26 protein-coding genes and 1 tRNA gene are annotated in these 26315 nt (G+C 30.5%); 10 read left to right on the top strand and 17 right to left on the bottom strand.

The window, feature by feature from the left end:
• The first annotated feature begins 13 nt into the window (after positions 1-13).
• Positions 14-1078, top strand: a complete 1065-nt coding sequence (locus DAD81_RS14635) for a hypothetical protein (RefSeq protein WP_111709023.1) — start codon at positions 14-16, stop codon at positions 1076-1078.
• On the opposite strand, the gene DAD81_RS20905 is transcribed toward DAD81_RS14635, so the two are convergent.
• The 3 genes from DAD81_RS20905 to DAD81_RS14620 form a co-directional block, all read right to left on the bottom strand.
• The gene (locus DAD81_RS20905) at positions 1059-1283 is read right to left on the bottom strand and encodes a hypothetical protein (RefSeq protein ID WP_111709022.1); all 225 of its coding nucleotides are present in this window, start codon (positions 1281-1283) and stop codon (positions 1059-1061) included. The genes DAD81_RS14635 and DAD81_RS20905 overlap by 20 nt on opposite strands.
• Before the next feature lie 253 nt (positions 1284-1536).
• The gene (locus DAD81_RS14625; protein WP_111709021.1) at positions 1537-1962 is read right to left on the bottom strand and encodes a hypothetical protein; all 426 of its coding nucleotides are present in this window, start codon (positions 1960-1962) and stop codon (positions 1537-1539) included.
• 43 nt (positions 1963-2005) lie between these two features.
• Positions 2006-2079, bottom strand: a tRNA-Asn gene (locus DAD81_RS14620).
• A 319-nt stretch (positions 2080-2398) separates the two neighbouring features.
• Here DAD81_RS14620 and DAD81_RS14615 point away from each other — a divergent pair.
• The 8 genes from DAD81_RS14615 to DAD81_RS14580 all read left to right on the top strand — a co-directional run bounded on the left by DAD81_RS14615 (position 2399) and on the right by DAD81_RS14580 (position 12566).
• Positions 2399-5128: a 2-oxoglutarate dehydrogenase E1 component gene (locus DAD81_RS14615; protein ID WP_111709020.1), complete on the top strand. Its 2730-nt coding sequence runs from the start codon at positions 2399-2401 to the stop codon at positions 5126-5128.
• 36 nt (positions 5129-5164) lie between these two features.
• A complete protein-coding gene (gene odhB, locus DAD81_RS14610) occupies positions 5165-6367 on the top strand; it encodes a 2-oxoglutarate dehydrogenase complex dihydrolipoyllysine-residue succinyltransferase (RefSeq protein WP_111709019.1) in 1203 nt (400 codons plus the stop codon).
• A gap of 204 nt (positions 6368-6571) precedes the next feature.
• Positions 6572-7042, top strand: coding sequence for a CYTH domain-containing protein (locus DAD81_RS14605; protein WP_111709018.1), 471 nt, complete (start codon positions 6572-6574; stop codon positions 7040-7042).
• Between the two features lie 33 nt (positions 7043-7075).
• Positions 7076-8893 (top strand): cation:proton antiporter, encoded by a 1818-nt coding sequence (locus DAD81_RS14600; protein ID WP_111709017.1) that lies wholly within the window; start codon positions 7076-7078, stop codon positions 8891-8893.
• Between the two features lie 26 nt (positions 8894-8919).
• On the top strand, positions 8920-9531 hold the full coding sequence (locus DAD81_RS14595; protein WP_111709016.1) for an alpha-ketoglutarate-dependent dioxygenase AlkB family protein: 612 nt from the start codon (positions 8920-8922) through the stop codon (positions 9529-9531).
• A gap of 85 nt (positions 9532-9616) precedes the next feature.
• On the top strand, positions 9617-10480 hold the full coding sequence (locus DAD81_RS14590; RefSeq protein WP_394340169.1) for a UDP-2,3-diacylglucosamine diphosphatase: 864 nt from the start codon (positions 9617-9619) through the stop codon (positions 10478-10480).
• Positions 10477-11487: a glycosyltransferase family protein gene (locus DAD81_RS14585; protein WP_111709015.1), complete on the top strand. Its 1011-nt coding sequence runs from the start codon at positions 10477-10479 to the stop codon at positions 11485-11487. Before DAD81_RS14590 ends, DAD81_RS14585 begins: the two co-directional genes overlap by 4 nt.
• A gap of 86 nt (positions 11488-11573) precedes the next feature.
• Complete coding sequence (locus DAD81_RS14580; protein WP_111709014.1) at positions 11574-12566, top strand: Gfo/Idh/MocA family protein; 993 nt, start codon at positions 11574-11576, stop codon at positions 12564-12566.
• Positions 12567-12622: 56 nt separating this feature from the next.
• Here the strand turns inward: DAD81_RS14580 and DAD81_RS14575 are convergent, their stop codons facing one another.
• The 14 genes from DAD81_RS14575 to DAD81_RS14510 all read right to left on the bottom strand — a co-directional run bounded on the left by DAD81_RS14575 (position 12623) and on the right by DAD81_RS14510 (position 25780).
• Positions 12623-12949, bottom strand: a complete 327-nt coding sequence (locus DAD81_RS14575) for a hypothetical protein (RefSeq protein ID WP_111709013.1) — start codon at positions 12947-12949, stop codon at positions 12623-12625.
• A 6-nt stretch (positions 12950-12955) separates the two neighbouring features.
• Positions 12956-14383, bottom strand: a complete 1428-nt coding sequence (locus DAD81_RS14570; RefSeq protein ID WP_111709012.1) for an NADH-quinone oxidoreductase subunit N — start codon at positions 14381-14383, stop codon at positions 12956-12958.
• A 20-nt stretch (positions 14384-14403) separates the two neighbouring features.
• Complete coding sequence (locus tag DAD81_RS14565; protein WP_111709011.1) at positions 14404-15891, bottom strand: complex I subunit 4 family protein; 1488 nt, start codon at positions 15889-15891, stop codon at positions 14404-14406.
• Positions 15892-15900: 9 nt separating this feature from the next.
• Positions 15901-17820: an NADH-quinone oxidoreductase subunit L gene (nuoL, locus tag DAD81_RS14560; RefSeq protein WP_111709010.1), complete on the bottom strand. Its 1920-nt coding sequence runs from the start codon at positions 17818-17820 to the stop codon at positions 15901-15903.
• Between the two features lie 12 nt (positions 17821-17832).
• Positions 17833-18150, bottom strand: a complete 318-nt coding sequence (gene nuoK, locus DAD81_RS14555; RefSeq protein WP_111709009.1) for an NADH-quinone oxidoreductase subunit NuoK — start codon at positions 18148-18150, stop codon at positions 17833-17835.
• Entirely contained in the window at positions 18147-18668 is a 522-nt protein-coding gene (locus DAD81_RS14550) for an NADH-quinone oxidoreductase subunit J family protein (protein WP_111709008.1), read from the bottom strand. Before DAD81_RS14550 ends, nuoK begins: the two co-directional genes overlap by 4 nt.
• A gap of 4 nt (positions 18669-18672) precedes the next feature.
• Positions 18673-19149 carry a 4Fe-4S binding protein gene (locus DAD81_RS14545; RefSeq protein ID WP_111709007.1) on the bottom strand — a complete coding sequence of 159 codons (477 nt, stop codon included), beginning with the start codon at positions 19147-19149 and terminating at the stop codon, positions 18673-18675.
• A 3-nt stretch (positions 19150-19152) separates the two neighbouring features.
• Complete coding sequence (gene nuoH, locus DAD81_RS14540) at positions 19153-20217, bottom strand: NADH-quinone oxidoreductase subunit NuoH (RefSeq protein ID WP_111709077.1); 1065 nt, start codon at positions 20215-20217, stop codon at positions 19153-19155.
• A gap of 10 nt (positions 20218-20227) precedes the next feature.
• Positions 20228-21349 (bottom strand): NADH-quinone oxidoreductase subunit D, encoded by a 1122-nt coding sequence (locus DAD81_RS14535; RefSeq protein ID WP_111709006.1) that lies wholly within the window; start codon positions 21347-21349, stop codon positions 20228-20230.
• A 6-nt stretch (positions 21350-21355) separates the two neighbouring features.
• Positions 21356-21817, bottom strand: a complete 462-nt coding sequence (locus DAD81_RS14530) for an NADH-quinone oxidoreductase subunit C (RefSeq protein ID WP_111709005.1) — start codon at positions 21815-21817, stop codon at positions 21356-21358.
• 12 nt (positions 21818-21829) lie between these two features.
• Positions 21830-22426 (bottom strand): NADH-quinone oxidoreductase subunit B, encoded by a 597-nt coding sequence (locus DAD81_RS14525; RefSeq protein ID WP_245949292.1) that lies wholly within the window; start codon positions 22424-22426, stop codon positions 21830-21832.
• Complete coding sequence (locus DAD81_RS14520) at positions 22417-22767, bottom strand: NADH-quinone oxidoreductase subunit A (RefSeq protein WP_111709003.1); 351 nt, start codon at positions 22765-22767, stop codon at positions 22417-22419. The genes DAD81_RS14525 and DAD81_RS14520 overlap by 10 nt, the downstream gene beginning before the upstream one ends.
• A 143-nt stretch (positions 22768-22910) precedes the next feature.
• Positions 22911-23921: a 2-oxoacid:ferredoxin oxidoreductase subunit beta gene (locus tag DAD81_RS14515; protein WP_111709002.1), complete on the bottom strand. Its 1011-nt coding sequence runs from the start codon at positions 23919-23921 to the stop codon at positions 22911-22913.
• A gap of 2 nt (positions 23922-23923) precedes the next feature.
• Entirely contained in the window at positions 23924-25780 is a 1857-nt protein-coding gene (locus tag DAD81_RS14510; protein WP_111709001.1) for a 2-oxoacid:acceptor oxidoreductase subunit alpha, read from the bottom strand.
• A 168-nt stretch (positions 25781-25948) separates the two neighbouring features.
• Between DAD81_RS14510 and DAD81_RS14505 the strand changes: the two genes are divergently transcribed.
• Positions 25949-26299, top strand: a complete 351-nt coding sequence (locus DAD81_RS14505) for a 4Fe-4S dicluster domain-containing protein (protein WP_111709000.1) — start codon at positions 25949-25951, stop codon at positions 26297-26299.
• The last annotated feature ends 16 nt before the right edge of the window (positions 26300-26315 follow it).

Raw genomic sequence — 26315 nt, 5'->3', positions numbered from 1 at the left:
AAAAACATTCACAATGATTAATATAACACGTTTAATAATACTTATAGTTTTAACTTTAAGTGCACAATTTATAACAGCACAAGAACAAAATAATAGTTTAAGAATTAAAATATTAAATGAACATAAAGAAAGCATAATGAACGAAGAACGTGCTTTTTTAAAAAGTGAGGTTGAAAATATTTTATTGCGTTTACAAAAAGGTGACATTACAGAAGAAAAAGCAACAGAGTTAAAAGAAAGTGCCGCAAAAAAAAGGGCTTTAAATATTGAAAATAGAACAGCTATTATTGAAAATAAAATTGCGCTTTTAGAGCGGAATTATAATGGTTATGATGACAATGAAGGGGAAACTTCTTCTGGTGGTATAAGTATTGGAGGTAATGGCGGTACTCTTATTGGGATTAAAACAAAAGGCAATAATAAACCTAGAAAATATGATAGAAGAACATATAGTGATTTGGTAGTAGCTTTTGGATTAAATAACGCTATTATTGATGGTGAAAAATTAGATGATTCACCTTATAAAATTGGAGGTTCTCGTTTTTTTGAATTAGGTTGGGCTTGGAAAACAAGAGTGTTTGAAAAAACTAATTTTATACGTTTCAAATATGGAGTTTCTGTTCAAATTAATGGATATAAACCTACAGATAATAAGTATTTTGTTAGTGAAAACGAAAAAACTTCATTGGAAGAATTTACATACAATTTAAAAAAATCTAAATTAAGTATAACAAATTTGGTTTTTCCTGTTCATTTTGAATTTGGTCCATCTAAAAAAAACGTAAAAGATAATTATTTTAGATATGATACTTCAAATAAATTTAAGATAGGAGTTGGTGGCTATGCAGGTTTTAATATTGGAACTCGCCAGAAATTAAAATACTCTATTAATGGGGATAAAGTAAAAGATAAGTTAAAAAGAGATTATAATGCTAGTAATTTAGTTTATGGTTTAAGTACATATGTGGCTTTTAAAGATGTTGCTGTTTACGCAAAGTATGATTTGTCTCCTATTTTTAAAGATCAGGAAATTAAGCAGAATAATATTTCATTAGGAATTAGATTTGATATGGATTAATGCTATAAATTAAAGCCGAACATTTAATGTTCGGCTCAGTATTAAAATTAAAATGGCTATTATTTAATTTAAAATTTATGTCTCTTACAAATGCACCGTCAGAAGCATTAATTCTTTGGTATGTTACATCTCCATTTTTATTTGGGCTAGAGTATTCATTTGTAAATGAGTTATTTAGTTTAGTGTAAAATCCTTCTACTAACATTCCAAAACTAGCAGTTTCAAATGATTTGCTATATCTAAAGAAGCTATATAGCTATTGCTGGTTTATTGTTTTAAATTTAAAGCTGTTTTATGTGTAATTTTTCTTTATCCAGAAGATTCAATGTGTAAGTTTTTATTAGAAATACCTAGGGTTATAGTGCTGAAGAATAAGGTGTTAGATAGGTGTAAAATAAATACTTGCCTAAATCAATTTACTCATTTTTTTTTGAAGAGTAAACTTCAAATAAATTAACTTAGATGGTGCTGCTAAACAATTGTTCAAAATCTTCTTGAGTAAAAAAGTGACTTTGTCCTCGAGTTTTATTAGATAAATTATTGTGCTTTATTGATAGTAATTTTTCACCTCGAAGGTGAATATATTTTAACTTAACAATAATGTTATTATTAGTTTTAATAAATACTTGATGGTTATTTTTTTTCTTAAAACCATTTATAATAATATTATAGATAGTTTCTTTATTTGAAAATTGAATAGAGTTTTCAAAAAACAAATTATTAGAATTAATATCTGAATAAATTAAACAAAAATCAGAAGCTGTTTTATTAAGTTTTATAAAATGGTTGTTCTTATATATGTTTCCTATTTCTTGACCAGCTATTTGAAAGGCTGTTAGAAAAATAATGATTAGGGTTATTTTTTTTACTAGAGGTAGAATCATATTTAAATAAAAAAAGAGTTACAATTTTGTAACTCTTTTTTAGCTCCCCCTCTTGGGCTCGAACCAAGGACCCTCTGATTAACAGTCAGATGCTCTAACCAACTGAGCTAAGGAGGAATGCAATTTGCTTTTGCGAGTGCAAATATACAAGCTTTTCTTATTTCTGCAATCTTTTTTGATAAAAAAAATCACTTTTTTTTTATTTAAAATATAAACCCTTGTAAATTAAAATTTTAGGACGTCTAAAAAAATCACTTTTTTTTACATTATTTTGAGTTTTTATGAAAATAGAGTTTTTTAAAAATTACTTTAATATTGTATTGACGTGATTTTTGTTAATAATACAATTATTTTAAAAAACCCTTATTTAAAAGTGTTGTTTAGGTAAAAATTGTATTTTTACGTTCACTAAATAATTAAGAATATTACTAAAATTATGGATAAATTTTCATTTTTAAATGCTATACATACGGAATTCATATCCGATTTATATGATCAGTATTTAATTAACCCTGATGCAGTTGAAGCTAGTTGGAGAAGTTTTTTTCAAGGATATGATTTTGCAAATGAAAAATACTCGCTAGATGATGCTGAAGTTGAAGTTCCTGATAATGTCTTAAAAGAATTTAAAGTAATAGATTTAATAAACGGATATAGAACACGGGGTCATTTATTTACTAAAACAAACCCAGTAAGAACAAGAAGACAATATTCTCCTACCTTAGCCATAGAGAATTTTGGCTTATCACAAAAAGATTTAGAAACAGTTTTTGATGCTGGTAATTTAGTAGGTTGTGGAAAAAATACATTACAAATTATCATTGCCCATTTAGAAACCATTTATTGCGATTCTATTGGTGTGGAGTATATGTATATTCGTAATCCTGAAGAAATAAAATGGTTTCAAAGTCAACTTACTAAAAACTCAAATCATCCTAATTATTCTGAAGAGTCAAAAAAATACATTCTTAAAAAGCTAAATCAAGCTGTAACATTTGAAGGTTTTTTACAAACAAAATATGTAGGTCAAAAAAGGTTTTCTTTAGAAGGAGGAGAAACATTAATACCCGCTATTAGCTCTGTTATTAGAAATGCTGCTGAGATTTATGATGTAGATGAATTTGTGCTAGGAATGGCACATAGAGGAAGATTGAATACGCTAACAAATATTTTTAGAAAACCAATTCGTGACGTTTTTAGCGAATTTGAAGGTAAAGATTTTGAAGATGAAACTATTGATGGTGATGTAAAATACCATTTAGGTTTAACTACTTCAAAAACTCTTAAAAATAATAAGAAGCTAAAAATGAATTTAGTTCCAAATCCATCGCATTTGGAAACAGTTGGGCCAATTGTTGAAGGAATATCAAGAGCCAAAATTGATAGAAAATATAATGGTGATAATTCAAAGTTGTTGCCAATAATTGTTCACGGAGATGCGGCCATTGCTGGTCAAGGAGTAGTATATGAAGTTACTCAAATGAGTCAATTAAATGGGTATACTACTGGAGGAACAATTCATATAGTTGTGAATAACCAAATTGGTTTTACTACAAACTATTTGGATGCTCGTTCAAGTACTTATTGTACTGATGTTGCAAAAGTTACTTTATCGCCAGTACTGCATGTAAATGCAGATGATGTTGAGGCTGTGGTGCACGCTATTGAAATGGCGTTAGATTTTAGAATGAAGTTTAAAAGAGATATTTTTATTGATTTATGTGGTTATAGAAAATATGGTCATAATGAAGGAGATGAACCTCGTTTTACTCAACCAAAATTGTATAAAGCAATTTCAAAGCATCCAAATCCAAGAGATATTTATGCAAAAAGGTTAATTGAAGAAGGAGTTATAGATACTGCTTTTTTAAATAATACTATTTCTGAATTTAAAGACTTACTTGAAGTAGAATATCAGGCTTCTAAAAAAGTAGAAACATCCAAAGTAAGGGAATTCATGAAAGACACTTGGATAGATTTTACAAGAAGAAGATTGGATGATATGCTAATTGCAGATGATACTAGTTTTCCAAAAGCAAAATTAGAAAATATAGCAAAAGTGGTTTCTACAGTTCCTGAAGGAGTTAAATTCCTTAGAAAAGCAGAAAAAATATTGAAAGATAGGAGTAATATGGTTTTTGAAACCGATGCTATTGACTGGGGAATGGGAGAAACGTTAGCTTATGGTAGTTTACTTGAAGAAGGTTTTGATGTTAGAATATCTGGTCAGGATGTTGAAAGAGGTACTTTTAGTCATAGACACGCAATTTTACGTGATGAAATTTCAGAAGAAAGAATTAACTTACTAAACAGATTGGGAGATAAACAAGGGCAAATGTATATTTATAATTCCTTGTTATCAGAATATGGAGTTCTTGGTTTTGATTATGGTTATGCCATGGCAAATCCAAATACATTAACTATTTGGGAAGCTCAATTTGGAGATTTTAGTAATGGAGCTCAAATAATGTTCGATCAATATATATCTGCTGCAGAATCTAAATGGAAATTGCAAAATGGTATTGTAGTTTTATTACCACACGGTTATGAAGGGCAAGGTTCTGAGCATTCTTCGGCGCGTATGGAGCGTTTTTTACAATTATGTGCTATAGATAATATGATTGTTGCAGATTGTACCAATCCAGCTAACTTTTATCATTTATTGCGTCGTCAAATGAAACGTGATTATAGAAAACCTTTAATTGTATTTACTCCAAAAAGTTTATTACGTCATCCATTAGCGGTTTCAAAATTAAATGACTTTGCAAATGGAAGCTTTCAAGAGGTAATAGATGACACTTTAGAGACCGAAAATATAAAGAAGTTAGTGTTTTGTACTGGTAAATTTTATTATGATTTATTGGCAGAAAGAACTAAATTAGAAAGAACTGATGTTGCACTTGTAAGAATTGAACAATTGTTTCCGCTGCATTTAGAGAAACTTCAGAGTATAATAGATCGTTATCCAAATGTTGAAAATTATGTTTGGGCTCAAGAAGAACCTGAAAATATGGGAGCTTGGAGTTATATGCTTCAGAGATTTAGATTGGTAAATTTAGAAGTTGCCTCTCAACCATTTTATGCGGTTCCAGCAGCTGGTTCTTCTGCAAGATTTAAGAGGAGACATCAACGTATTATTGATGGAATATTTAAACTAACTAATTAAAAATTCGTCTAGAAAAGACTTTAAAATATTTACAAAATGATTTTAGAAATGAAAGTTCCCTCACCGGGAGAATCAATTACAGAAGTAGAAATTGCTGCTTGGCTTGTTGAAGATGGAGATTATGTAGAAAAAGATCAACCAATAGCTGAAGTAGATTCAGACAAAGCAACTTTAGAGTTACCTGCTGAAGAAAGTGGTATTATTACCTTTAAAGCAGAAGAAGGAGATGCTGTTGAAGTTGGTGCTGTTGTTTGTTTAATTGATATGGATGCTAAAAAACCTGAAGGTTCAGGTGAGAAAGAAGTTTTAACAGTTGCAACTCCTAAAGTTGAAGAAAAACCAGCTGAAACTAAAACAACCTATGCAAGTGGAAGTGCTTCACCTGCTGCAAAAAAGATTTTAGAAGAAAAAGGTATAAGCGCTTCTGAGATTTCTGGAACAGGAAAAGATGGTAGAGTAACAAAAAACGATGCTGTAAAGGCTGTGCCTAGTATGGGTACTCCTGCAGGAGGTTCTCGTGGTTCTGAAAAATCAAAACTTTCTATGTTGCGTAGAAAAGTAGCTCAACGCCTAGTTTCTGTAAAAAATGAAACAGCAATGCTTACTACTTTTAACGAAGTAGATATGAAACCTATTTTTGATTTACGTAAAGATTTTAAAGAGGATTTTAAAGCTAAACACGGAGTTGGTTTAGGGTTTATGAGTTTTTTCACGTTAGCTGTTGTAAGAGCTTTAAAAATGTATCCTGATGTTAATTCAATGTTAGATGGAGATTATAAAATATCTCATGATTTTCAAGATATTTCAATTGCAGTTTCTGGTCCAAAGGGATTGATGGTTCCTGTAATTAGAAATGCAGAAAATTTATCTTTTAGAGGTGTTGAAAGTGAAGTTAAAAGATTAGCAATTAGAGCTAGAGATGGTCAAATTACAGTTGATGAAATGACTGGAGGAACATTTACAATCACTAATGGTGGTGTATTTGGATCTATGCTATCTACACCAATTATAAACCCTCCTCAAAGTGGTATATTAGGAATGCACAATATTGTAGAAAGACCGGTAGCCATTAATGGTGAAGTGCTTATTAGACCAATTATGTATGTTGCTTTATCTTATGATCATAGAATTATAGATGGAAAAGAATCTGTTGGGTTCTTAGTTGCTGTAAAAGAAGCTCTGGAAAACCCTATTGAAATATTAATGGATAACAATCCTAAAAAAGCATTAGAACTTTAATTTTAAACGGATTTATATAAAATAAAGAAGACTATTGAATTTAATTCAGTGGTCTTCTTTTAGTTTTCATTCTTTTTTTATGATAACATTGAAGAGAATAATTATATTAATTTTTTAATGATTAACTATAAGTAAACTAATTTTTTTAGAGCTTCAAAAGTAATTGAAATTGAGTAAATTTTTAATGTTTGTAAACTGTATTAAATGAATCAAGAAATTGAACGAAAATTTTTAGTTAAAGGAGATTTTAAAAAAGTCTCCATTAAAAGTTATAAAATAGCACAAGGTTTTTTATCAACTGTTCCAGAGCGAACAGTTCGAGTTCGTATTAAAAATGGAAAAGGTTTTATAACGGTAAAAGGAATTGGAAATGCATCAGGAACAACTCGTTTTGAATGGGAAAAAGAGATTGATGTTCTTGAAGCTGAAAGTTTACTAAAAATATGTGAACCTTCAATTATTGAAAAAAATAGATATATTATTCCAACTAACAATAATTTGTTTTTTGAAGTGGATGAATTTTTTGGTGAAAATAAAGGTTTGGTAGTTGCTGAAATTGAATTACCTTCAGAAGATTTTAAATTTGAAAAACCAAAATGGTTAGGCCAGGAAGTAACAGGAAAAAAACAATATTACAATTCTGTTATAGCCAAAAATCCGTTTAATAAGTGGTAAAATATAATTATATTGACATTAAATAAATAAAGAATGGTTGAATTAGCAGGAATAATTGTTTTAGGGATTTTAGCTCAGTGGTTTGCTTGGAAAATTAAAATTCCAGCCATATTACCATTAATCTTAATAGGATTGCTTGTAGGCCCTATATCTACGCTTATTTCAGAAGATGGAACAAAATGGATTGAACCTGTTTGGAACGGAACCGAAGGATTATTTCCGGGAGAACGTCTTTTCAACTTTGTATCGTTAGCAATTAGTATTATTTTATTTGAAGGAGGTTTAACGCTTAAGAAAGATGAAATTCTTAATGTTGGTCCGGCGATAGTAAAGTTAATTTCATTGGGATCGTTAATTACTTTTTTAGGTGCTGGAGTTGCAGCTCATTTTATTTTTGATTTAAGTTGGGCAATTTCATTTTTATTTTCAGCATTAATAATTGTAACTGGTCCAACTGTAATAGCACCTATATTAAGAAATATTCCTCTTAAACAAGATGTATCTGCAGTTTTAAAATGGGAAGGTATTTTAATAGACCCAATAGGAGCACTTGTTGCTGTATTGGTTTATGAATTTATAAGCGTTGAAGCGGGTTATGAATATACAGGAGAAGCTTTAATTGAATTTGGAAAGATTGTTATTATAGGCCTATCAATAGGGTTTACATCTGCTTATGCACTGTTTTATTCCTTAAAATTTAAATTAATTCCTCATTATTTATTAAACGTAATAACACTTGCCGCAGTTTTAATGGTTTTTGTATTGTCAGATTTATTTGCACACGAATCAGGATTACTTGCTGTTGTAGTTATGGGGATGGTAATTGGAAATTTAAAGGTAGATGAACTTAAAGAAATTTTATACTTTAAAGAATCATTAAGCATACTGTTAATTTCAATTTTATTTATTCTGTTGGCTGCAAACATTAATATTGAAGATATGATGTTGCTTTATAGATGGGAAACGCTTTTCTTATTCTTAGTCGTGATTTTAATATTAAGACCACTGTCTGTATTTTTAAGTACCGCTGGGTCAGGGCTAAAATTCAATGAAAAATTATTTATAAGTTGGGTGGGACCAAGAGGTATAGTTGCAGCTGGGATTGCTTCGTTATTTGGTTTAAAGCTAGCAATGAAAGGGGAACCAGGAGCTGAGTATATTACTCCTTTAGTATTTATGATAGTGCTAGGAACTGTATTACTAAATGCAACAACAGCACGTTTATTTGCTAGGGTTGCAGGTGTGTTTTTAAAATCTTCAGATGGTATTATCATGATTGGAGCTTCAAAACTTGCTCGGTTATTAGCTACTTATTTGAAGAAAAATGGAAGAAGAGTAGTGCTAATTGATAGTAATAGCAGACATATTGAAAATGCAGTTTCATTAGGTTTAGAGGCAATTGAAGGAAATGTTTATTCTGATGAATTACTTGAAGATGTTGAGTTAAATGATATAGGGTATTTATTAGCCTTAACAGGAAGCGAATCAATAAATGAATATGCAATAGAGAAATTTACACCAATTTTTGGAGAGCAAGGAGCCTTTAGATTAGTGTCAACCGATGAACTTAAGGAAGGTAATATTCAACCAAATGAAAAACTATTTTCTCATAAAGATGATTATTTAAATTTAAGTGAAGTAGTACGTGATTTTCCTTTAATAAATGAAATAATAGTGTCTTCTCCTGAACATTATTTAAAATTGTTAAATAAAATTAATGAAGAATCACATTCAATACCTGTTTTCTTAAAAGACAATGAAGGTGTAATTCATATTATTTCATCATTAAAAGAATCCTTTAAAATAGAAAAAGGAAATATTCTTGTTTATATTGGTAAAACAATAATTTAAAAATAGGTCCTCAAATTATTATTAAGATGGATTTATTTAATACAAATAGCCTTCAAAATAGGTTGCCTTTTGATGGAGAGTTGATAAATTATGGCTTAGTATTAAGTATAAAAGAATGCAAACACTATTTAGCCCATTTTTTAATTGCAGATTTTTGGAAACAAGACGAACTAATTATTTTTGGAAAACTCATTGTAACTTCTAGAAAAATAGCTTGGTTTGGCGATGATAATTTTGAATATACTTATTCTGGAACAAAGAAAACTGCCTTAAAATGGACTCCAGAATTATTGGTTCTAAAAAAATTGGTTGAAGAAAAAACAGGTGAAAAGTTTAATTCTTGTTTGTTAAATTTATACCACAAAGGAGATGAAGGATTAGGTTGGCATTCAGATGATGAAAAAGAACTTGGTAAAAATCCAGTAATTGCTTCGTTAAGTTTAGGTTCAGCTCGTAAATTTTCTTTAAAACATAATAAAACCAAACAGAAAGTAGATTTGTTTTTAGAAGCTGGCAGTTTAATTGCGATGAAAGGAGCAACTCAAGAAAATTGGATGCATAGCGTACCTAAAAGTAAAAGAATAGTTCATCCAAGAATTAACTTAACATTTAGATATATTCATCATTGCCTATTGTAATTTAATAACTTTTAAATAATAGTTTGTAAACTTATAAGCAACAATTTTGTTGTTAATTGCTAATATTAATAATTTTATAAATATTTTGAAATTTAATAAAGGCAAAAGAAAACTAGATGTAGTTGTTATTTCCGATGTTCACTTGGGAACTTATGGCTGTCACGCAAAAGAATTATTAAAGTATTTAAAAAGTATCAACCCTAAAACCGTTATTCTTAATGGTGATATTGTAGATATTTGGCAATTTAGTAAACGTTATTGGCCAAAATCACATATGAAAGTTATTAAGTATTTAATTCGTTGGGTTTCACAAGGCAAAGAAATTTATTACATAACTGGAAATCATGATGAAATGTTGAGAAAATTTGTAGGTTTTCAGTTAGGATCTTTAGCAATAAAAAACAAAGTAGTTTTAGAGCTCAACGGTAAAAAAGCTTGGTTCTTTCATGGTGATGTTTTTGATGTAACTATGCAACATTCAAAATGGTTAGCGAAATTAGGCGCTGTTGGTTATGACACTCTAATTCTTATAAATAAAGCGGTTAATTATTTTAGTTCTTTAATGGGCAAAGAAAAAATATCATTATCAAAAAAAATAAAAGATAGCGTAAAATCAGCTGTAAAATTTATTAATAATTTTGAAGATACTGCTGTGAAAATTGCAATAGATAATGAGTATGATTATGTGGTTTGTGGTCATATACATCAACCAACGATTAAAAAAATTAAAACAAATAATGGTAGTGTTACTTACTTAAATTCAGGAGATTGGGTTGAAAATTTAACATCGCTAGAATATTCAAAAAAAGAATGGAAACTTTATAAGTATGATGAGAGAGACTATAGAAAGGATGATGTAATTGATATTATTGATAATGATATTTTAGATAAAACATCAAAAGAAATTTTTGGAGAATTGTTAGCCGATTTTAATTTTAAGAGTTTATGAAAATATTATACGCAATACAAGGTACGGGAAATGGGCATTTAAGCAGGGCAAAGGAAGTAATTCCGGCATTATTAAATAGAGCTCAAGTTGATATTTTAATAAGCGGAAATCAAGCTGAAGTTAAATTAGAACAAAAAATAACTTTTGTATACAAAGGTTTGAGTTTTTACTTTGGAAAAAGAGGAGGTATAGATTTTGTTAGAACACTTCAAGAAATTAATTTATTAAGAGTGGTAACAGAGGTTTTAAAAGCTCCTGTAGAAGAATATGATTTGGTGATTAATGATTTTGAACCAATAACTGCTTGGGCTTGTAAATTAAGAGGCGTTAAATGTATTTCATTAAGTCACCAAGCTACTTTATATTCCAACAATGTACCAAAACCGAGTTGCCTAGATGTTATTGGGAAATTTATTATTAAAAATTATGCGAATAGTAATTTTAAATATGGGTTTCATTTTAAAAAATATAATAAGAATGTTTATTCGCCAATAATTAGAAATACAATTAGAGAAATAAAGAGAACAGAAAAAGATCATTATACGGTTTATTTACCTGCTTATTCTGATGAGAAAATTATTGATGTTTTATCTAAAATTAAGGATGTAAAATGGAAGGTTTTTTCAAAAAAAACAACTAAATATTATCAAAAAAAGAATGTTTATGTAAAACCAATTAATAGTAAAAAGTTTGAAAAAAGCATGGCTTCTTGTCAAGGTGTTTTATGTGGAGCTGGTTTTGAAACTCCTTCTGAGGCCATTTATTTAAAGAAAAAATTGATGGTAATTCCTATGAAAAATCAATATGAGCAACATTTTAATGCGGTTGCTTTGGAAGAATTAGGAGTCCCTGTTTTAAAATCATTAAAGAAAAAACACCTTTCAAAAATTGAAAATTGGATTCAGAGTAATAATCGAGTTGAGCTTGATTTTCCGAATGAAACTCAAGAAATAATAGATCATATATTATACGATTATATTGTTGAAGATGAATTTTTATTTATTTAAAAAGGACTGATTTATATTTAGATTATGGCTTCAAAAATTGGAAACTTCGTATTTTTATCTTTTATAACTTTAACATAAGGGTAAATATGAATAGTTCAGAAAAATCATTGAAAGAAATTCGCTGGGGAATTATAGGTTGTGGAAATGTTACTGAAATTAAAAGTGGTCCTGCTTATTATAAAATTGAAGGTTTTTTTTTAGAAGCAGTTATGAGGCGTGATGAGAACAAGGCTAAAGATTATGCGAAAAGACATAATGTTCCAAAGTATTATTCAAATGCAGATGATCTTATAAATAACAATGATGTTGATGCAATTTATATTGCAACTCCACCAGATAGTCATAAATATTACGCTGTAAAAGTTGCTAAAGCTGGTAAACCTTGTTGTATTGAAAAACCTTTGTCACCAAGTTATAAAGAGAGTTTACAGATAGTTGAAGCTTTTAAAAAAATGAATTTACCATTATTTGTAGCTTATTATAGAAGATCCTTGCCAAGGTTTCAACAAGTAAAAAAATGGCTTGATTCTGGAGCTATTGGTGAAGTGAGACATATAAATTGTAAACTTCATATTCCGCCAAAAGAAGTTGATTTATCAAAAGATTACAATTGGAGAACCGATAAGAATATTGCTCCAGGAGGTTATTTTGATGATTTGGCAAGTCATAGTTTAGATTTGTTCACTTATTTTTTAGGAAATATTAAAGAAGCTAAAGGAATAAGTGTAAATCAACAAAAATTATACACGGCTAAAGACGCCGTTACGGCAAGTTGGATTCATAAGAATAATATTACAGGTAGTGGAAGTTGGAATTTTGGAACTTTTAAAAAAGAAGATAAAGTTGAAATTTATGGAGAAAAAGGTCAAATAGAATTCTCTGTTTTTGAAGAAAATCCAATAAAATTAATAAGTGAAAATGAAACTTATGAATTAAATATTGAGCACCCAGAACAGGTTCAATATTTCCATGTAAAAGCTATGAAAGAATGTTTATTGAATAACATTACGCATCCTTCAACAGGTGAAACAGCCTTGCATACAAGTTGGGTTATGGATAATATTTTAGGGAATATTTAGAATTTAATTGGATTGTGATGTTCAACTAAATTTAGCATAACGAAAAAGGATGTAAATTAATTGGCGTAATTCCAATAATGTGGATTAGTGTCATCCGTTTTTTGGTTCCAATAATCTTGCGTTACTTTTCTGCCGTCCAATGTTTTAAGTTTGCGTTCAAAAACCCAGATAGTTGGATTAAAAACCATATCCGTTACTGCAACTGTATACAGTTGAGGTTCTTCTTCCGTTTTTCTTTTTTCCTCTTGAATTATAACTTCTAAACCATTGTGTTCTAATAATGCTTTTAAAAAGTTTTTACGATTTTCATCTATCTTTTTTTCAACAAAAGTAACTCTAGTATCTCCAATACTTCCAAAGGTATGTTTTCCTGCTAATGCCATAATTTCTTAATTAAAAACGCTGCTTAATTCATAAATATAATCATACAGCGGGCTGTATAATCCTAACACTAAAATTCCAATAACGCTTATTAGAAGCCCCAATCTCATATAAATTTTATTATTGAAAAACGGAATAGAGTTTTCGTTTTTTCTAATAAACATTGCTCTAATTACCAATAAATAGTAATACAATGAAATTGTTACGTTTACAACAGCTAAAAATACTAATAAGTAATAACCTTTACTTGCAGCAGCAGTAAATAAGAAAAACTTACCAAAGAAACCGGCAACTGGTGGAATACCAGCTAAAGAAAATAAAGCTAACATCATCACCAAACTTAATTTTGGATTGGTTCTATACAAACCATTATAATCATCCATATTTTCTTTTCCTGTTTTAAGTGAAATTGCCTGAACAACTCCAAAAGCAGCAAGATTAGAAAATATATAAATCAATACAAAATATACAATAGTTGCCACACCTAATTGCGAACCAGTAATTAAACCTAACAAAATAAAACCGGCTTGAGCAATTGATGAAAAAGCTAAAAAACGTTTCATGTTTTTTTGACGTAAAGCAAATAAATTTCCAATAAACATAGTTGTTAAAGCAATTACATATACCATATTTTCCCAAACGTGCATTAATGGTTTAAAAATAGTAAACATTAAAATCATTAAAATAAATACTGCTGCTCCTTTTGAAATAACGGATAAATAGGAGGCAACACTAATGGGTGCGCCTTCATAAACATCGGCAGTCCAAAAGTGAAATGGTACTAATGATATTTTAAATGCCAATCCGGTAAAGAATAGTATAAAACCTAAAATAGTTAAATCATTAGATGAAATTACTTCAATAATATCACTAAAAAATATGGAGCCTGACGTTGCATATAACAATGAAATACCAAATAACGATACTCCGGAAGCTAATGCAGCTGAAAGAATTAATTTGATGCCTGCTTCACTTGAAATTCTTTTAGACACTTCAAATGCAGCTAAAGCGGCAACAGGAAGTGTAGATAATTCTAAACCAATATAAAACATTAAGAAATCACCAGAAGAAATCATAAAATACATTCCCAATAACGATGAGAATAATAAAATAAAGAATTCTGTTCCTCTATTCTGATTTACAATTTTTTCTTGTAGCCAATCAGCAGATTGTAGAAGTAGAATAAAAACTCCAATATTCAATACATTTTTAAAGAAATGAATCATATTGTTAGTTCTAAACATTCCGCCAAACAATGAGCTTTCTTCAATTTGTAAAAATCCAACAGCGGTGTGAATTCCAAATAAAAATATTGCCAAGTGCACAAGACTTCCTTTCTTGTTTTTATGTATGAAAATTTCTCCTATCAACAACAATAGGGTTATTGCTAACAGTAAAATTTCGTGTCTCATTAATAAAAAATTACTAAAATTCATTTAGTTATCTATTTTAAATATTATAATATTCCTTGAATAAACGGTTGTATACTCTCTAAAATCATATCACTTAACCAAAGTGGCGCAACTCCCATTCCTATAATAGGAATTAATAACAATAATATTCCAGTTTTTTCATACCAAGTTACTTTTGGTAAATCTTTAAAATCATCATTTACTAATGGTCCCATCATAATTTTACCAACCAACCTAAGAATATAAACAGCTGTTATTACTATAGATGAAACAGCTAAAACAGTTAAAACTCTATGAAATATATCTGTGTTTTCAAAAGCTCCCACAAAAATATTCATCTCCGCTACAAAACCACTAAAACCGGGTAACCCTAAATAAGCTAAACCAGTAATAACATAAATTGCTCCAATAAAAGGTAATACCTTCATCAATCCACCTAATTTTTTAATATCTCTTGTATGCGTTCTTCCGTAAACCATTCCAATTAGTGCAAAGAACATGGCTGTTAGCAATCCGTGTGATAATGATTGAAGTATTGCTCCGTTCCAAGCAATTTTATTTAGCGTTAATAAAGCAAATAAAACCAACCCTAAGTGACTAACAGATGCATACGCATTTATATATTTTAAATCGGTTTGTCTAATTGCTCCAAAAGCACCATAAACAACACCTATTGCTGCTAAAATAATAAAGAACCAAGACCAATGAACTGCTCCTGCAGGTAATAAAAACATAGCAACTCTAAATACACCATAACCTCCTAATTTCATTAATACACCTGCGTGTAACATTGATACTGCGGTTGGTGCTGAAGCGTGACCATCAGGTGACCAAGTATGAAAAGGGAATAAAGCTCCAAGAACTGCAAAGCCAATAAAAGTTAATGGGAAAAATAATTTTTGAGCTTCAAAAGGAATATTTACTTGAGCAATTTCTAAAATATTGAAAGTTAAAGGACCTCCATCTGCATTTGAGTTGAAGTAAATTCCAAAGATACCAACCATTAATACAGCCGAAGCACCCATTAACATTAAGGTTAATTTCATTGCTGAATATTCTTTTGGGCCACTTCCCCAAATACCTATTAACAAATACATTGGTATTACGGCTATTTCGTAAAACAAGAACATGGTAAACAGGTCTATTGAAATAAAGAATCCATAAACACCTGTTGCTAATACTAAAAGAGATATGAAAAATTCTTTAGGTAAATCTGGTATCTTCCATGATATAAATACACCAGCAAGCACAACAATGGTAGTTAAAGTTATTAATGCAACTGAAATACCATCTACACCTGTGGCGTAGTGAATATTAAAATGCTTAAACCAAACATAGTTTTTTGTAAAAACCATGATGCTATCATTTATAGCTCGTTCTTTAAAATAAGCAAAAACTAAATTAATAGCCATCCCAAGTTGAAATATACTTCCAACCATTGAAACTAAGCGAGCCTGTTTTAACCCTTTTGTAAAAAACAAGGCAATTATTGTTAGTACAGGTACTACAACAAAGAGTGATAAAATATCCATATTAATTTGTTAGTTTGTCCATAAGTAAATAAACACGATTGCAAGTATTACAGTTCCTGCAATAAAAGAGAAAGCATAATCTTGAACTTTACCAGATTGCATTCCTTTTATTCTTTTAGAAATAACGACAGTTTTATTTCCTATACCTTCCATAGTTGCATCAACAATTTTCTTGTCGAATTTTGCAATAGGAGCCGCTATTAGGTTAAATATTATTTTTTTGGTTACAAATAAATAAATCTCATCAAAATAAAACTTATTGTAAGTCCATTTATAAAACACTCCAAATGCGTTTGCAAACTTATCTGCTAAGTCGTTTTCTTTTTTATAAAATATGTATGATAGTACTATTCCTGTTAAACCTACCGCAGTGGCAATAGCAGCTAAAGGATAGTTTAAATGTGCCTCAAAACCTATTCTATCAGGAGCTATAAATTCACTAAAATGAATAAATCCTGAAAAAATGGTTATCAAAGCCAATACAATTAAAGGAATAGTCATAGATAATGGTGATTCATGCGGAGCGTGTTTGTATTGTGTATCTTTTCCCCAGAAAATTCCAAAGTAAATTCTAAACATATAAAACGCGGTTAAACCAGCTACAAATACACCAACAACATATAATAACATATTGTGTTCAAAGGCAGCAACTAAAATTTCATCTTTACTCCAAAAACCCGATAAAGGAAATACTCCAGAAATTGCTAAAGCGGCAATTAAAAAAGTAGCATTGGTAATAGGCATATACTTTCGTAAACCTCCCATATCTTTTAAATAATTGCTATGTACGGCATGAATTACAGAACCTGCACCTAAGAATAATAAAGCTTTAAACATTGCGTGTGTAAACAAATGAAACATAGAAGCCATATAACCAACTCCTTCGTGACCATTATAACCAGAAACTCCTAAAGCCATCATCATATATCCCAATTGTGACATTGTTGAAAATGCTAAAACACGTTTAATATCTGTTTGAGTGATTGCAATTATAGCGGCAAATAATGAAGAAAATCCACCAACGTAAGCTACAATGTTTAGGGCAAAACCATCTTCAACAAAATAATACATTGGAAAAAGTCGAGCAACTAAATAAACCCCAGCCACAACCATTGTTGCTGCGTGGATTAAAGCGGAAACTGGTGTTGGACCTTCCATAGCGTCGGGTAACCAAATATGTAAAGGAAACATAGCTGATTTTCCAGCACCACCAATAAATATTAAGATTAATGCCCAAGTTAAAACTGACAATCCCATAAATGATGTTGATGTCCAATTTAAAATGGCAGCTCCTTCAGGGTTGTTCAGCGTTTCAAAATCGTATGTTCCTGTATAATACCCAATAATTAAAATTCCAATTAAGAAACCTAAATCTGCAAAACGAGTTACAATAAATGCTTTTTTTCCTGCGGAAACAGCTGATGGTATGGTGTAATAATATCCAATTAATAAATAAGATGAAACACCTACCAACTCCCAAAAAATATAAATTTGGAAAAGATTTGTTGCTAAAACTAATCCAAACATAGAAAATGAGAATAGCGATAAAAAAGAGAAAAATCGTGTAAAACCATCATCACCTTTCATATAGCCTATACTATAAATATGCACCATTAATGATACTATTGAAACTACAATTAGCATCATTACAGATATTGGGTCAATTAAAACACCCATGTCTATATGTAGGTTATCAGTAAAGTTCATCCAAGTTGTTTTTTGAACAATTGCTTGGTAAACACCATTTATTTTACCGTGTACAAAAAAGTATTGGTAAGCCGTATAAAATGATAATAATGTAGAGGTTGATAAACCTACAACACCAATAAGCCCAGAAACGGCTGGTTTAATTTTTTGACTAAAAATTCCTAAGAGTAAAAATACTGCTAGAGGAATTAGTGGGATTAATATTGTATAAGTTATATCCATATTTCTTAACTATTAATACTTCATAATTTCAGTGTCCTTAACTTCTACAGAAGCAATTTGTCTGTAAAGGTTAATAATAATTGCAACGGCTAGAGCAGTTTCTGCAGCGGCTACAGCAATTATAAAAATGGAGAAAACAACTCCTTGTAACATGTCTGGATATAAATACTTGTTGATGACTACAAAATTTATAATTGATGCATTTAATATTAATTCAATAGACATTAATATTGAAATCAAATTTTTTCGGGTTAAAAAACCGTACACACCAATAAAAAATAGGATAGAGGTAACGGTTAGTATTTCGTAAATGCTAATTCCGGCTATCATTTTGATTCGTTTTTATCGGTTAATTTTTTTCCTTTGGCAATTACAATTGCACCAATCATTGAAGCTAATAACAAAATACTAATTACTTCAAAAGGTAAAATAAAACCACCCGCTTCGTAACTCAATAATTTAAGTCCTATTTGTTCGGTTGTTGTTGAATTAAAGTTTTCAACAACGTTAAATTGATGAGAATATATAGTTGTTAAAAATACTCCAAGTCCTATAGCACAAGCTAAACCTGTAATTATTTTTTTGGAAAGTTTTGCAACCTCTAATTCCATCTCTATATGATGAATAAGAACAACAGAAAATATGATTAAAACTATAATTCCACCGGCATATACCGTTAATTGAATGGCAGCTAAAAAATTATAATCTATTAAAAAGTAAATCCCTGCAATACCGCACAGTGTAAATAATAAATAAATAACCGAGCGCAACATTTTTTTGCTAGTAACAGAAGCAATTGCCGAAACAATTATAATGGCTGCTAAAATGTAAAATATATATCTTTCCATACGTTTAGTCTTCTACTCCAGGCATTATTTTAGAACCTGGTTGATTTAAAACTTTAGTTAAAGCTGATCTGTCGTAAACTGAATTTTCATAATTCTGAGCCCATAAAATAGCATCCGTTGGACAAGCCTCAATACATAAACCACACATTGTACACATACCTAAATGGTAAATATGTTGGTCTATCATTTTTTTCTTTTTCCCTGTTTCAGGATCCACTTGTCTGTCCCAAATAATTTCAATAGAACCATTTGGACAAGCAATTTCACATTTCTGACAACCGGTACAACTATGTTCATTATTTTCATCGTGAGGCATTACTACTTCCCCTCGAAAACGATCAAACATTTTTAAGGTTTCACGGTTATCTGGATATTGCTGAGTAATGGTGTTGTTTTTATTATTTAAAAAAACCTTACCAGTAACACTCATACCGGCAAGTAGTGTTTTTATTCCTTTATATATGTCTCCAAAATAACTCATAATCTATAATTGAATTGTTAAACCTAACCAAACAATTAATGCCATAAGCACTATATTTAGTAAGTTAAGTGGTAACAAATACTTCCACTCTAATGTTAATAATTGGTCAACTCTTAATCTTGGGAATGTCCATCTAAACCACATCATTAAAAATACCAAGACAAAAGTTTTTCCTAAAAACCAGAAAATACCTAACCAAGGGATTGATTCTGTTATTCCGAAAGGAGAAAGCCATCCACCGAAAAATATAGTTGCAGCAATTGCAGCAATAATGAACATATTTATAAATTCAGCTAAAAAGAAATAAGCGAATTTCATTCCTGAATATTCAGTATGAAAACCAGCTCCTAATTCACTTTCAGCTTCAACCATATCAAAAGGAGCTCTGTTAGTTTCTGCAGTTCCGGCAATCATATAAATCATAAATGCAATAATTGCAGGAAAATGACCTTGTATAATTAACCAACCATTTTTTTGAACTTCAATTATTTCTGAAAGTTGTAAAGTTCCTGTTAATAATACCATTGTTACTAATGATAAGCCTACAGAAAGTTCATAACTTATAGTTTGGACTCCACTACGCATAGCGCCAATTAAAGCAAATTTATTGTTACTTGCCCAACCTCCTAATAAAATTCCAATTACACCAATAGATGAAATTGCAATTAAAAAGAAGATTCCAATATTTATATCAAAAGCTTGAAATTCTTGAGTAAAAGGAAAAACAGCCAAAGCCATTAATGATGAAATAATTACAAAATAAGGAGCTAAGTTGTATAAAAATTTATCTGCTTTTACGGTTCCTGTTAATTCTTTTGAAACCAATTTTAAAGCATCAGCCATAGTTTGTAACAATCCCCAAGGTCCAACTCGGTTTGGTCCAATTCTTAATTGAAACCAAGCAGCTACTTTTCTTTCAAGTAATACTAAATACAAACCTGCAACAGCAAAAATTGCCAGATATATTAATGCAATTGTTACCATTGCTCCAATATTAGCTGCTCCTTCAGACATATATTCTGAAAGAAATTTGTAGATAGTTGTTGTAATACTTAATGTTATATTCATTGTATTAATTTTATCTGTCAATATCTGGAATTACCAAATCTAATGTTGCCATAGATGCTACTAAATCTCCAATTTTACCTCCAACAGCAATATGATTTAACAACGATAAGTTTGAAAAACCAGGAGAACGAAACTTTAACCTATAAGGGTTTTTTGTTCCAGTACTGTTTATAAAAACGCCTAATTCACCTCTTGCTGTTTCAACTTTTTGATAAAATTCACCTTTAGGTAATTTAATTACCGCATTTGTAGCAACTTTGTGTTCTCCTTCAGGAATGTTATCAATTAGCTGTTCTATAATTGAAAGAGACTCCCACATTTCTTGAATTCTAATTTCGTAACGAGCTAAACTATCTCCTTCAGTTTTTAATGCTTCATTAAATGTTACTTTATCCAAAGCACTATATGAATGATATTTTCTAACATCGCAAGAATAACCAGAACCACGAGCAACAGGGCCTGAAGCACCAAAAGAAATGGCATCTTCCTTAGATAAAATTCCAACACCTTTCATTCTCTTCTGAAAAATCACGTTTCCAGTTAATAATTTATCGTATTCAGGGATTTTAGTTTTAAAATGTGCAACAAAATCCTTGGTTCTTTTCACAAAATTTGGATGAATATCAAACATTAAACCACCTGGTATATTGTAGTTCATTGTTAATCGAGCACCACAAGTTTCTTCAAAAATGTCGTTAATCATTTCACGATCTCTAAAACCGTAAAAATAAGTTGTTAATGCACCAATGTCCATTCCCATAACTCCCCACCATAAACAATGAGATGCAATTCTTGTTAATTCACCAATAATAGTTCTAACAAATTTTACACGCTCAGGAACTTCTAATTGTAAAGCGTTTTCAACCGTTAAGCAAACTGCTTCGTTATTAATATGAGACGATAAATAATCCATTCTATCTGTTAAATGAACAATTTGTTGATAGCTATCTCGCTCGCACATTTTTTCAATAGAACGATGAATGTAGCCTAAATCTGGCTCCACTTTTTTAATTATTTCACCATCTATGGTTAATAATAAACGCAAAACACCATGAGTTGCAGGGTGTTGAGGTCCCATATTTATAAAATAATCTTCAGATTTTAAGTTGCTGTTTGCAATATTTGTATCCATTATTATTTATTTAATAACCATATTAATTTCATCTACATAATCTTTTCGAAGAGGAAAACCTTCCCATTCATCCGTTAAAAACAAGCGTTTTAAATTTGGATGGTTATTGAATTTTATTCCGAAGAAATCAAATACTTCACGTTCGTGAAAATCTGCAGTTTTCCAAATATTTGAAACGGTATCAAAAGTTGGATTTTCTCTGTCTTCAGTTTGTACTTTAACAACAATAATATGCCTATGTGTTGTAGATTCTAAATGATAAATTACACCTAATTCTTTACCCCAATCCATACCAGTCACACAAAATAAATAATCGAAACTTGTTTCAGTGTTACTTTTTAATTGCGACATTAATTGGTGTAATTGTTCAGGTTTTACTGAAATATTTAAAAACTGAGAGCCTTCTTCAGTAAATTCCAATTCAGGAATCCAACTGTTTATTAAATTTTGTAATGCTTCGTTCGTCATATAAATTCAGTATTATTTACCTTCATCAAATCCATCAATAGGATTTTCTTTATGTTTTAAACTTTCTGTTCTAATTTTGTCTTGAAGCATTAACATTCCTTCCAACAAAGCTTCAGGACGTGGTGGGCAACCAGGTACGTATACATCTACGGGAATTACATGATCTGCTCCTTTAACAACAGAATACGTGTTATAAAAAAATGGTCCTCCCGAAATAGCACAAGCTCCCATTGCAATTACATACTTTGGTTCGGCCATTTGGTCGTACAACCTTCTTAATACTGGCGCCATTTTATTTACAATGGTTCCTGCAATAATAATTAAATCAGCTTGACGAGGTGAAGGGCGTGCTACTTCAAATCCAAATCTTGAATAATCGTGTTTTGCAGCTCCCGTTTGCATCATTTCAATAGCACAGCAACTTGTACCAAAATACAGCGACCATAATGAATTTGACCTTCCCCAATTAATTATTTGATCCAATGAAGTAACAATTACATTTGCTCCATTTCCTGCTGGAATTACTTTACCTGGAAAATCTTTTGGAATTACTGGAGTTCTCCCGTCATCTCCCAATTCACTTATAAATCGTTTTTTATCTACTCCCATTTTAATGCTCCTTTTTTCCACGCATACAACAAACCTAACCCTAATATTAAAAGAAATACCAATATTTCAATAAAAGCAACCGTTCCAAGATCCTTAAAAACAACTGCCCAAGGAATTAAAAAAGCAACTTCAACATCAAATATTAAAAATAGAATAGCAAATAAATAATAGCCAACTTTAAATTGTACCCAAGTAGGTCCAATAGTTTTCATACCACTTTCGTAAGGTTCTCTTTTTTGAGGGTTGTCTGACTTATGCGAAATTAAATTCGATAAAAAATTTGCACCAGCAACAAGAACAATGCCAGCTAACAGAAATACAATAATTGCCTCTGAGCCCATTAATATGCGTTTTTTTTATTAGTCTACAAAAGTAGTAGATTAATTGATTAAATTAAAATATTATTTATATTTATTTTAAATAAGCCAAAAGTACGAATTTACTTTTGGCTTAAAAAGTTTAATGTAATTTGTTAAATAGTATTTTATTCAACCTCATAAGTTTCTCCAGAAAAGAAAAGGTCGTCAGTTTTTTTGAATTTTGAATTTGCTTTTACCTCAACTGTTAAGGCATCAACACGCTCTTCAAGCGTAATATCATCAAAGCTTCGGATAATTCCGGTTGCAATCGGATTTTGTAAACGAACTAGCATTTGATGTAATGTTGGGTCTTGTTCTTTAGCGTTATGTACTAACAAATCTTCTTGCGTTATTCCATTTTCACCAATAGTTACAACTTCTAATTTTAAACCATTAAGTACAATTCCTTTATCTCGGTTTTTACCAAAAATCATTGGTTTACCCTGTTCTAAATAAATTTGTTTGTCTTCTTTAACCTCTTTATCTGTAACATTTTTAAAACATCCATCATTAAAAATTACACAATTTTGTAATATCTCAATTAAAGATGTTCCATTGAATTTATGAGATTCAATAAAAATTTTAGACATATCTTTTGGATTGTTTCCTCCAATTCTTGCAAAAAATCTTGCTTGCGCTCCAAGGGCTAATTCGCCTGGTTGAAATGGCGGTTGTGTATTTCCATAAGGAGAAGATTTTGTTTTTTGACCTACTAATGAAGTAGGGGAGAATTGACCTTTAGTTAAACCATATATTTCATTATTAAACAAAACAATGTTTAAATTAATGTTTCTTCTAAGTAAATGAATAAAGTGATTTCCTCCAATTGCCATAGCATCACCATCACCAGTAATAATCCAAACACTAAGATCTGGATTGGCTAATTTAACTCCTGAAGCAATTCCAGGTGCTCTACCATGAATACTATGCATTCCATAAGTATTCATATAATATGGAAAACGAGATGAACATCCAATTCCAGATATAAAAACAACGTTTTCTCTTTTAACATTCATTTCTGGAAGTGCTTTTTGCATTGAACGTAAAATAACGTAATCATCACAACCAGGACACCATCTTACTTCTTGATCGCTGGCGAAATCTTTAAATGTGTATTTTTTTTCAGCTGTTTCCATAATTATTGTACTAGTTGTTTAAATTTTTCAATTAGCTCTGTATTTCCAAAAGGTAATCCTTGTATTTTGTTGAATTGTAAAAACTCAATTCCATTAAAATGACCGCTTAAAATTTTTGAAAACTGACCATTATTTAGTTCACAAACTACTATTTTTTTAAATTTTGATAATAGTTGTTTTGTGTTTTTAGGAAGTGGGTTAATAAAATTAAAATGTGCAAAACCTATTTTTGTATAACCTTCTGAGTTTATTTGTTTAACTGCAGAATGAAGTGATCCGTAAGTTCCTCCCCATCCAATAACTAATAAATCTCCTGTTTCTGCAAATTCAGGTTTAATATCAGGAATATAATTTTGAACTCTTTTTACCTTTTCAGCTCTAATTTTAGTCATATATTCATGGTTGTCTGGTATGTAAGAAACATTCCCCGTAACTCGATCTTTTTCCAAACCTCCAACTCTATGTTCTAACCCTGGAGTACCCGGAATAGCCCAGTTTCTGGCTAATGTATCTGGATTTCTATCATAAGGATGCCAATTTTCTTTTATTTCAGTAACCTTATTATTTTTAATTTCGGGCATTTCTGAAACAGATTTAATTTTCCAAGGAGCAGAGCCATTTGCAATATAACCATCCGTTAATAAAATTACCGGAGTCATATGTTCTATGGCTAATTTTGCTGCCTGATAAGCATAATCAAAACAATCTGCAGGCGTACTTGAAGCAATAACAATTACCGGACTTTCACCGTTTCTACCATACATAGCTTGTAATAAATCTGATTGTTCTGTTTTTGTAGGTAATCCTGTTGAAGGCCCACCGCGTTGAACATTAACCAAAACAAGCGGTAATTCAATCATCATAGCCAAACCTAATGCTTCACCTTTTAAAGCTAAACCAGGCCCAGATGTTGTGGTTATTGCTAAATTTCCAGCAAAAGAGGCGCCAATTGCAGAGCAAATTCCAGCAATTTCATCTTCAGCCTGAAAAGCTTTCACTCCAAAATGTTTATGTTTTACTAATTCATGTAAAATATCTGTAGCTGGTGTAATAGGATATGAACCCAAAAATAAATTTAAGCCTGATTTTTCTGCAGCAGCTAAAAACCCCCAAGCTGTTGCCGTGTTACCCATAATAATTCTATAAGTACCAGGAGACATTTTAGCAGGTGAGATGGTATAAGAATTTGGAATTAACTCTAAAGTGTTTGCATAGTTAAAGCCTGCTTTTAACACTCTTGTATTTGCTTCTATAATACTTGGTTTTGATTTGAATTTTTTATTGAAAAATTCTTCAGTATGTTCTGTTGATCTGTCATACATCCAATAAACCATCCCTAAAGCAAACATGTTTTTACTTCTGGTTATTGATTTGTTGTCGAGTCCTTCAACACCTTTTAAAGATTCTTTGGTTAAAGAAGTCATAGAAACTTGAATAACACGATAATTCTCTAAACTATCATCTTCTAAAGGATTTGTTGCATACTGCGCTTTTTCAAGGTTTTTTTTAGTGAAAGAGTCCGTATCTACAATAATTGTATTTCCAGGCTTAACAGCATGTAAATTTGTTTTTAATCCTGCAGGATTCATTGCCACTAATAAATCCACTTCATCACCAGGAGTGCTTATTTCAACACTTCCAATGTGTACTTGAAATCCGGAGACTCCATATAAACTTCCTTGCGGTGCCCTTATTTCAGAAGGGTAATTAGGAAAAGTTGCTATATCATTTCCAAACATTGCAGACGTGTCTGAAAATTGTGTTCCTGTTAATTGCATTCCATCCCCTGAATCACCAACAAAACGGATAATGACCGCTTCCAGTACTTCAGGTTGATCCTTTGTTTTAGCTGTAATCATAATTTATGCTAATTAGAAAATTTTATTTAAATTTATAGAAATTTTTCCACACTGTGTTGACTATCTCAAATTTATAGATACTTTTTAAATCTATAAATGACTTTTATCACACTAAATTGTGAAAAAATCTATAAATTTGTATTTAGTATTAAATTAAAATAAGATAATATGGCTATTAAAATAACAGATGAATGTATTAATTGTGATGCATGTATTTCTGAATGTCCAAACAATGCAATATACGAACCAGATACTGAATGGGCGTATGCAGATGAAACTGAATTAAGTGGTACTGTAACATTACCAGGTGGTGGAGAAGTTGATGCAGATGAAATGCATGAACCGAAATCAGATGAGTTTTATTTTATTGTTACTGATAAGTGTACTGAATGTAAAGGTTTCCACGATGAGCCTCAATGTGCTTCTGTTTGTCCAGTTGATTGTTGTGTTCCTGATGAAGATCACGTAGAAACTGAAGAGCAATTATTAGCAAAGAAAACTTGGATGCACGGAGAGTAATTCTCTAGTCGTTTTC

Origin of the sequence: Lutibacter citreus (assembly GCF_003260195.1) — a bacterium.
GTDB classification, from domain to species: Bacteria; Bacteroidota; Bacteroidia; order Flavobacteriales; family Flavobacteriaceae; genus Lutibacter; species Lutibacter citreus.
Note: the sequence above shows the minus strand (reverse complement) of the source record. Positions and strands in the feature narration are given on the sequence as shown.

Bases quoted from the DNA above. Each gene is read 5' to 3' on its own strand.
- DAD81_RS14635 (WP_111709023.1), top strand. From the start codon at position 14: ATGATTAATATAACACGTTTAATAATACTTATAGTTTTAACTTTAAGT.
- DAD81_RS20905 (WP_111709022.1), bottom strand. From the start codon at position 1,283: ATGTTAGTAGAAGGATTTTACACTAAACTAAATAACTCATTTACAAAT.
- DAD81_RS14625 (WP_111709021.1), bottom strand. From the start codon at position 1,962: ATGATTCTACCTCTAGTAAAAAAAATAACCCTAATCATTATTTTTCTA.
- DAD81_RS14615 (WP_111709020.1), top strand. From the start codon at position 2,399: ATGGATAAATTTTCATTTTTAAATGCTATACATACGGAATTCATATCC.
- odhB (WP_111709019.1), top strand. From the start codon at position 5,165: ATGATTTTAGAAATGAAAGTTCCCTCACCGGGAGAATCAATTACAGAA.
- DAD81_RS14605 (WP_111709018.1), top strand. From the start codon at position 6,572: ATGAATCAAGAAATTGAACGAAAATTTTTAGTTAAAGGAGATTTTAAA.
- DAD81_RS14600 (WP_111709017.1), top strand. From the start codon at position 7,076: ATGGTTGAATTAGCAGGAATAATTGTTTTAGGGATTTTAGCTCAGTGG.
- DAD81_RS14595 (WP_111709016.1), top strand. From the start codon at position 8,920: ATGGATTTATTTAATACAAATAGCCTTCAAAATAGGTTGCCTTTTGAT.
- DAD81_RS14585 (WP_111709015.1), top strand. From the start codon at position 10,477: ATGAAAATATTATACGCAATACAAGGTACGGGAAATGGGCATTTAAGC.
- DAD81_RS14580 (WP_111709014.1), top strand. From the start codon at position 11,574: ATGAATAGTTCAGAAAAATCATTGAAAGAAATTCGCTGGGGAATTATA.
- DAD81_RS14575 (WP_111709013.1), bottom strand. From the start codon at position 12,949: ATGGCATTAGCAGGAAAACATACCTTTGGAAGTATTGGAGATACTAGA.
- DAD81_RS14570 (WP_111709012.1), bottom strand. From the start codon at position 14,383: ATGAATTTTAGTAATTTTTTATTAATGAGACACGAAATTTTACTGTTA.
- DAD81_RS14565 (WP_111709011.1), bottom strand. From the start codon at position 15,891: ATGGATATTTTATCACTCTTTGTTGTAGTACCTGTACTAACAATAATT.
- nuoL (WP_111709010.1), bottom strand. From the start codon at position 17,820: ATGGATATAACTTATACAATATTAATCCCACTAATTCCTCTAGCAGTA.
- nuoK (WP_111709009.1), bottom strand. From the start codon at position 18,150: ATGATAGCCGGAATTAGCATTTACGAAATACTAACCGTTACCTCTATC.
- DAD81_RS14550 (WP_111709008.1), bottom strand. From the start codon at position 18,668: ATGGAAAGATATATATTTTACATTTTAGCAGCCATTATAATTGTTTCG.
- DAD81_RS14545 (WP_111709007.1), bottom strand. From the start codon at position 19,149: ATGAGTTATTTTGGAGACATATATAAAGGAATAAAAACACTACTTGCC.
- nuoH (WP_111709077.1), bottom strand. From the start codon at position 20,217: ATGAATATAACATTAAGTATTACAACAACTATCTACAAATTTCTTTCA.
- DAD81_RS14535 (WP_111709006.1), bottom strand. From the start codon at position 21,349: ATGGATACAAATATTGCAAACAGCAACTTAAAATCTGAAGATTATTTT.
- DAD81_RS14530 (WP_111709005.1), bottom strand. From the start codon at position 21,817: ATGACGAACGAAGCATTACAAAATTTAATAAACAGTTGGATTCCTGAA.
- DAD81_RS14525 (WP_245949292.1), bottom strand. From the start codon at position 22,426: ATGGGAGTAGATAAAAAACGATTTATAAGTGAATTGGGAGATGACGGG.
- DAD81_RS14520 (WP_111709003.1), bottom strand. From the start codon at position 22,767: ATGGGCTCAGAGGCAATTATTGTATTTCTGTTAGCTGGCATTGTTCTT.
- DAD81_RS14515 (WP_111709002.1), bottom strand. From the start codon at position 23,921: ATGGAAACAGCTGAAAAAAAATACACATTTAAAGATTTCGCCAGCGAT.
- DAD81_RS14510 (WP_111709001.1), bottom strand. From the start codon at position 25,780: ATGATTACAGCTAAAACAAAGGATCAACCTGAAGTACTGGAAGCGGTC.
- DAD81_RS14505 (WP_111709000.1), top strand. From the start codon at position 25,949: ATGGCTATTAAAATAACAGATGAATGTATTAATTGTGATGCATGTATT.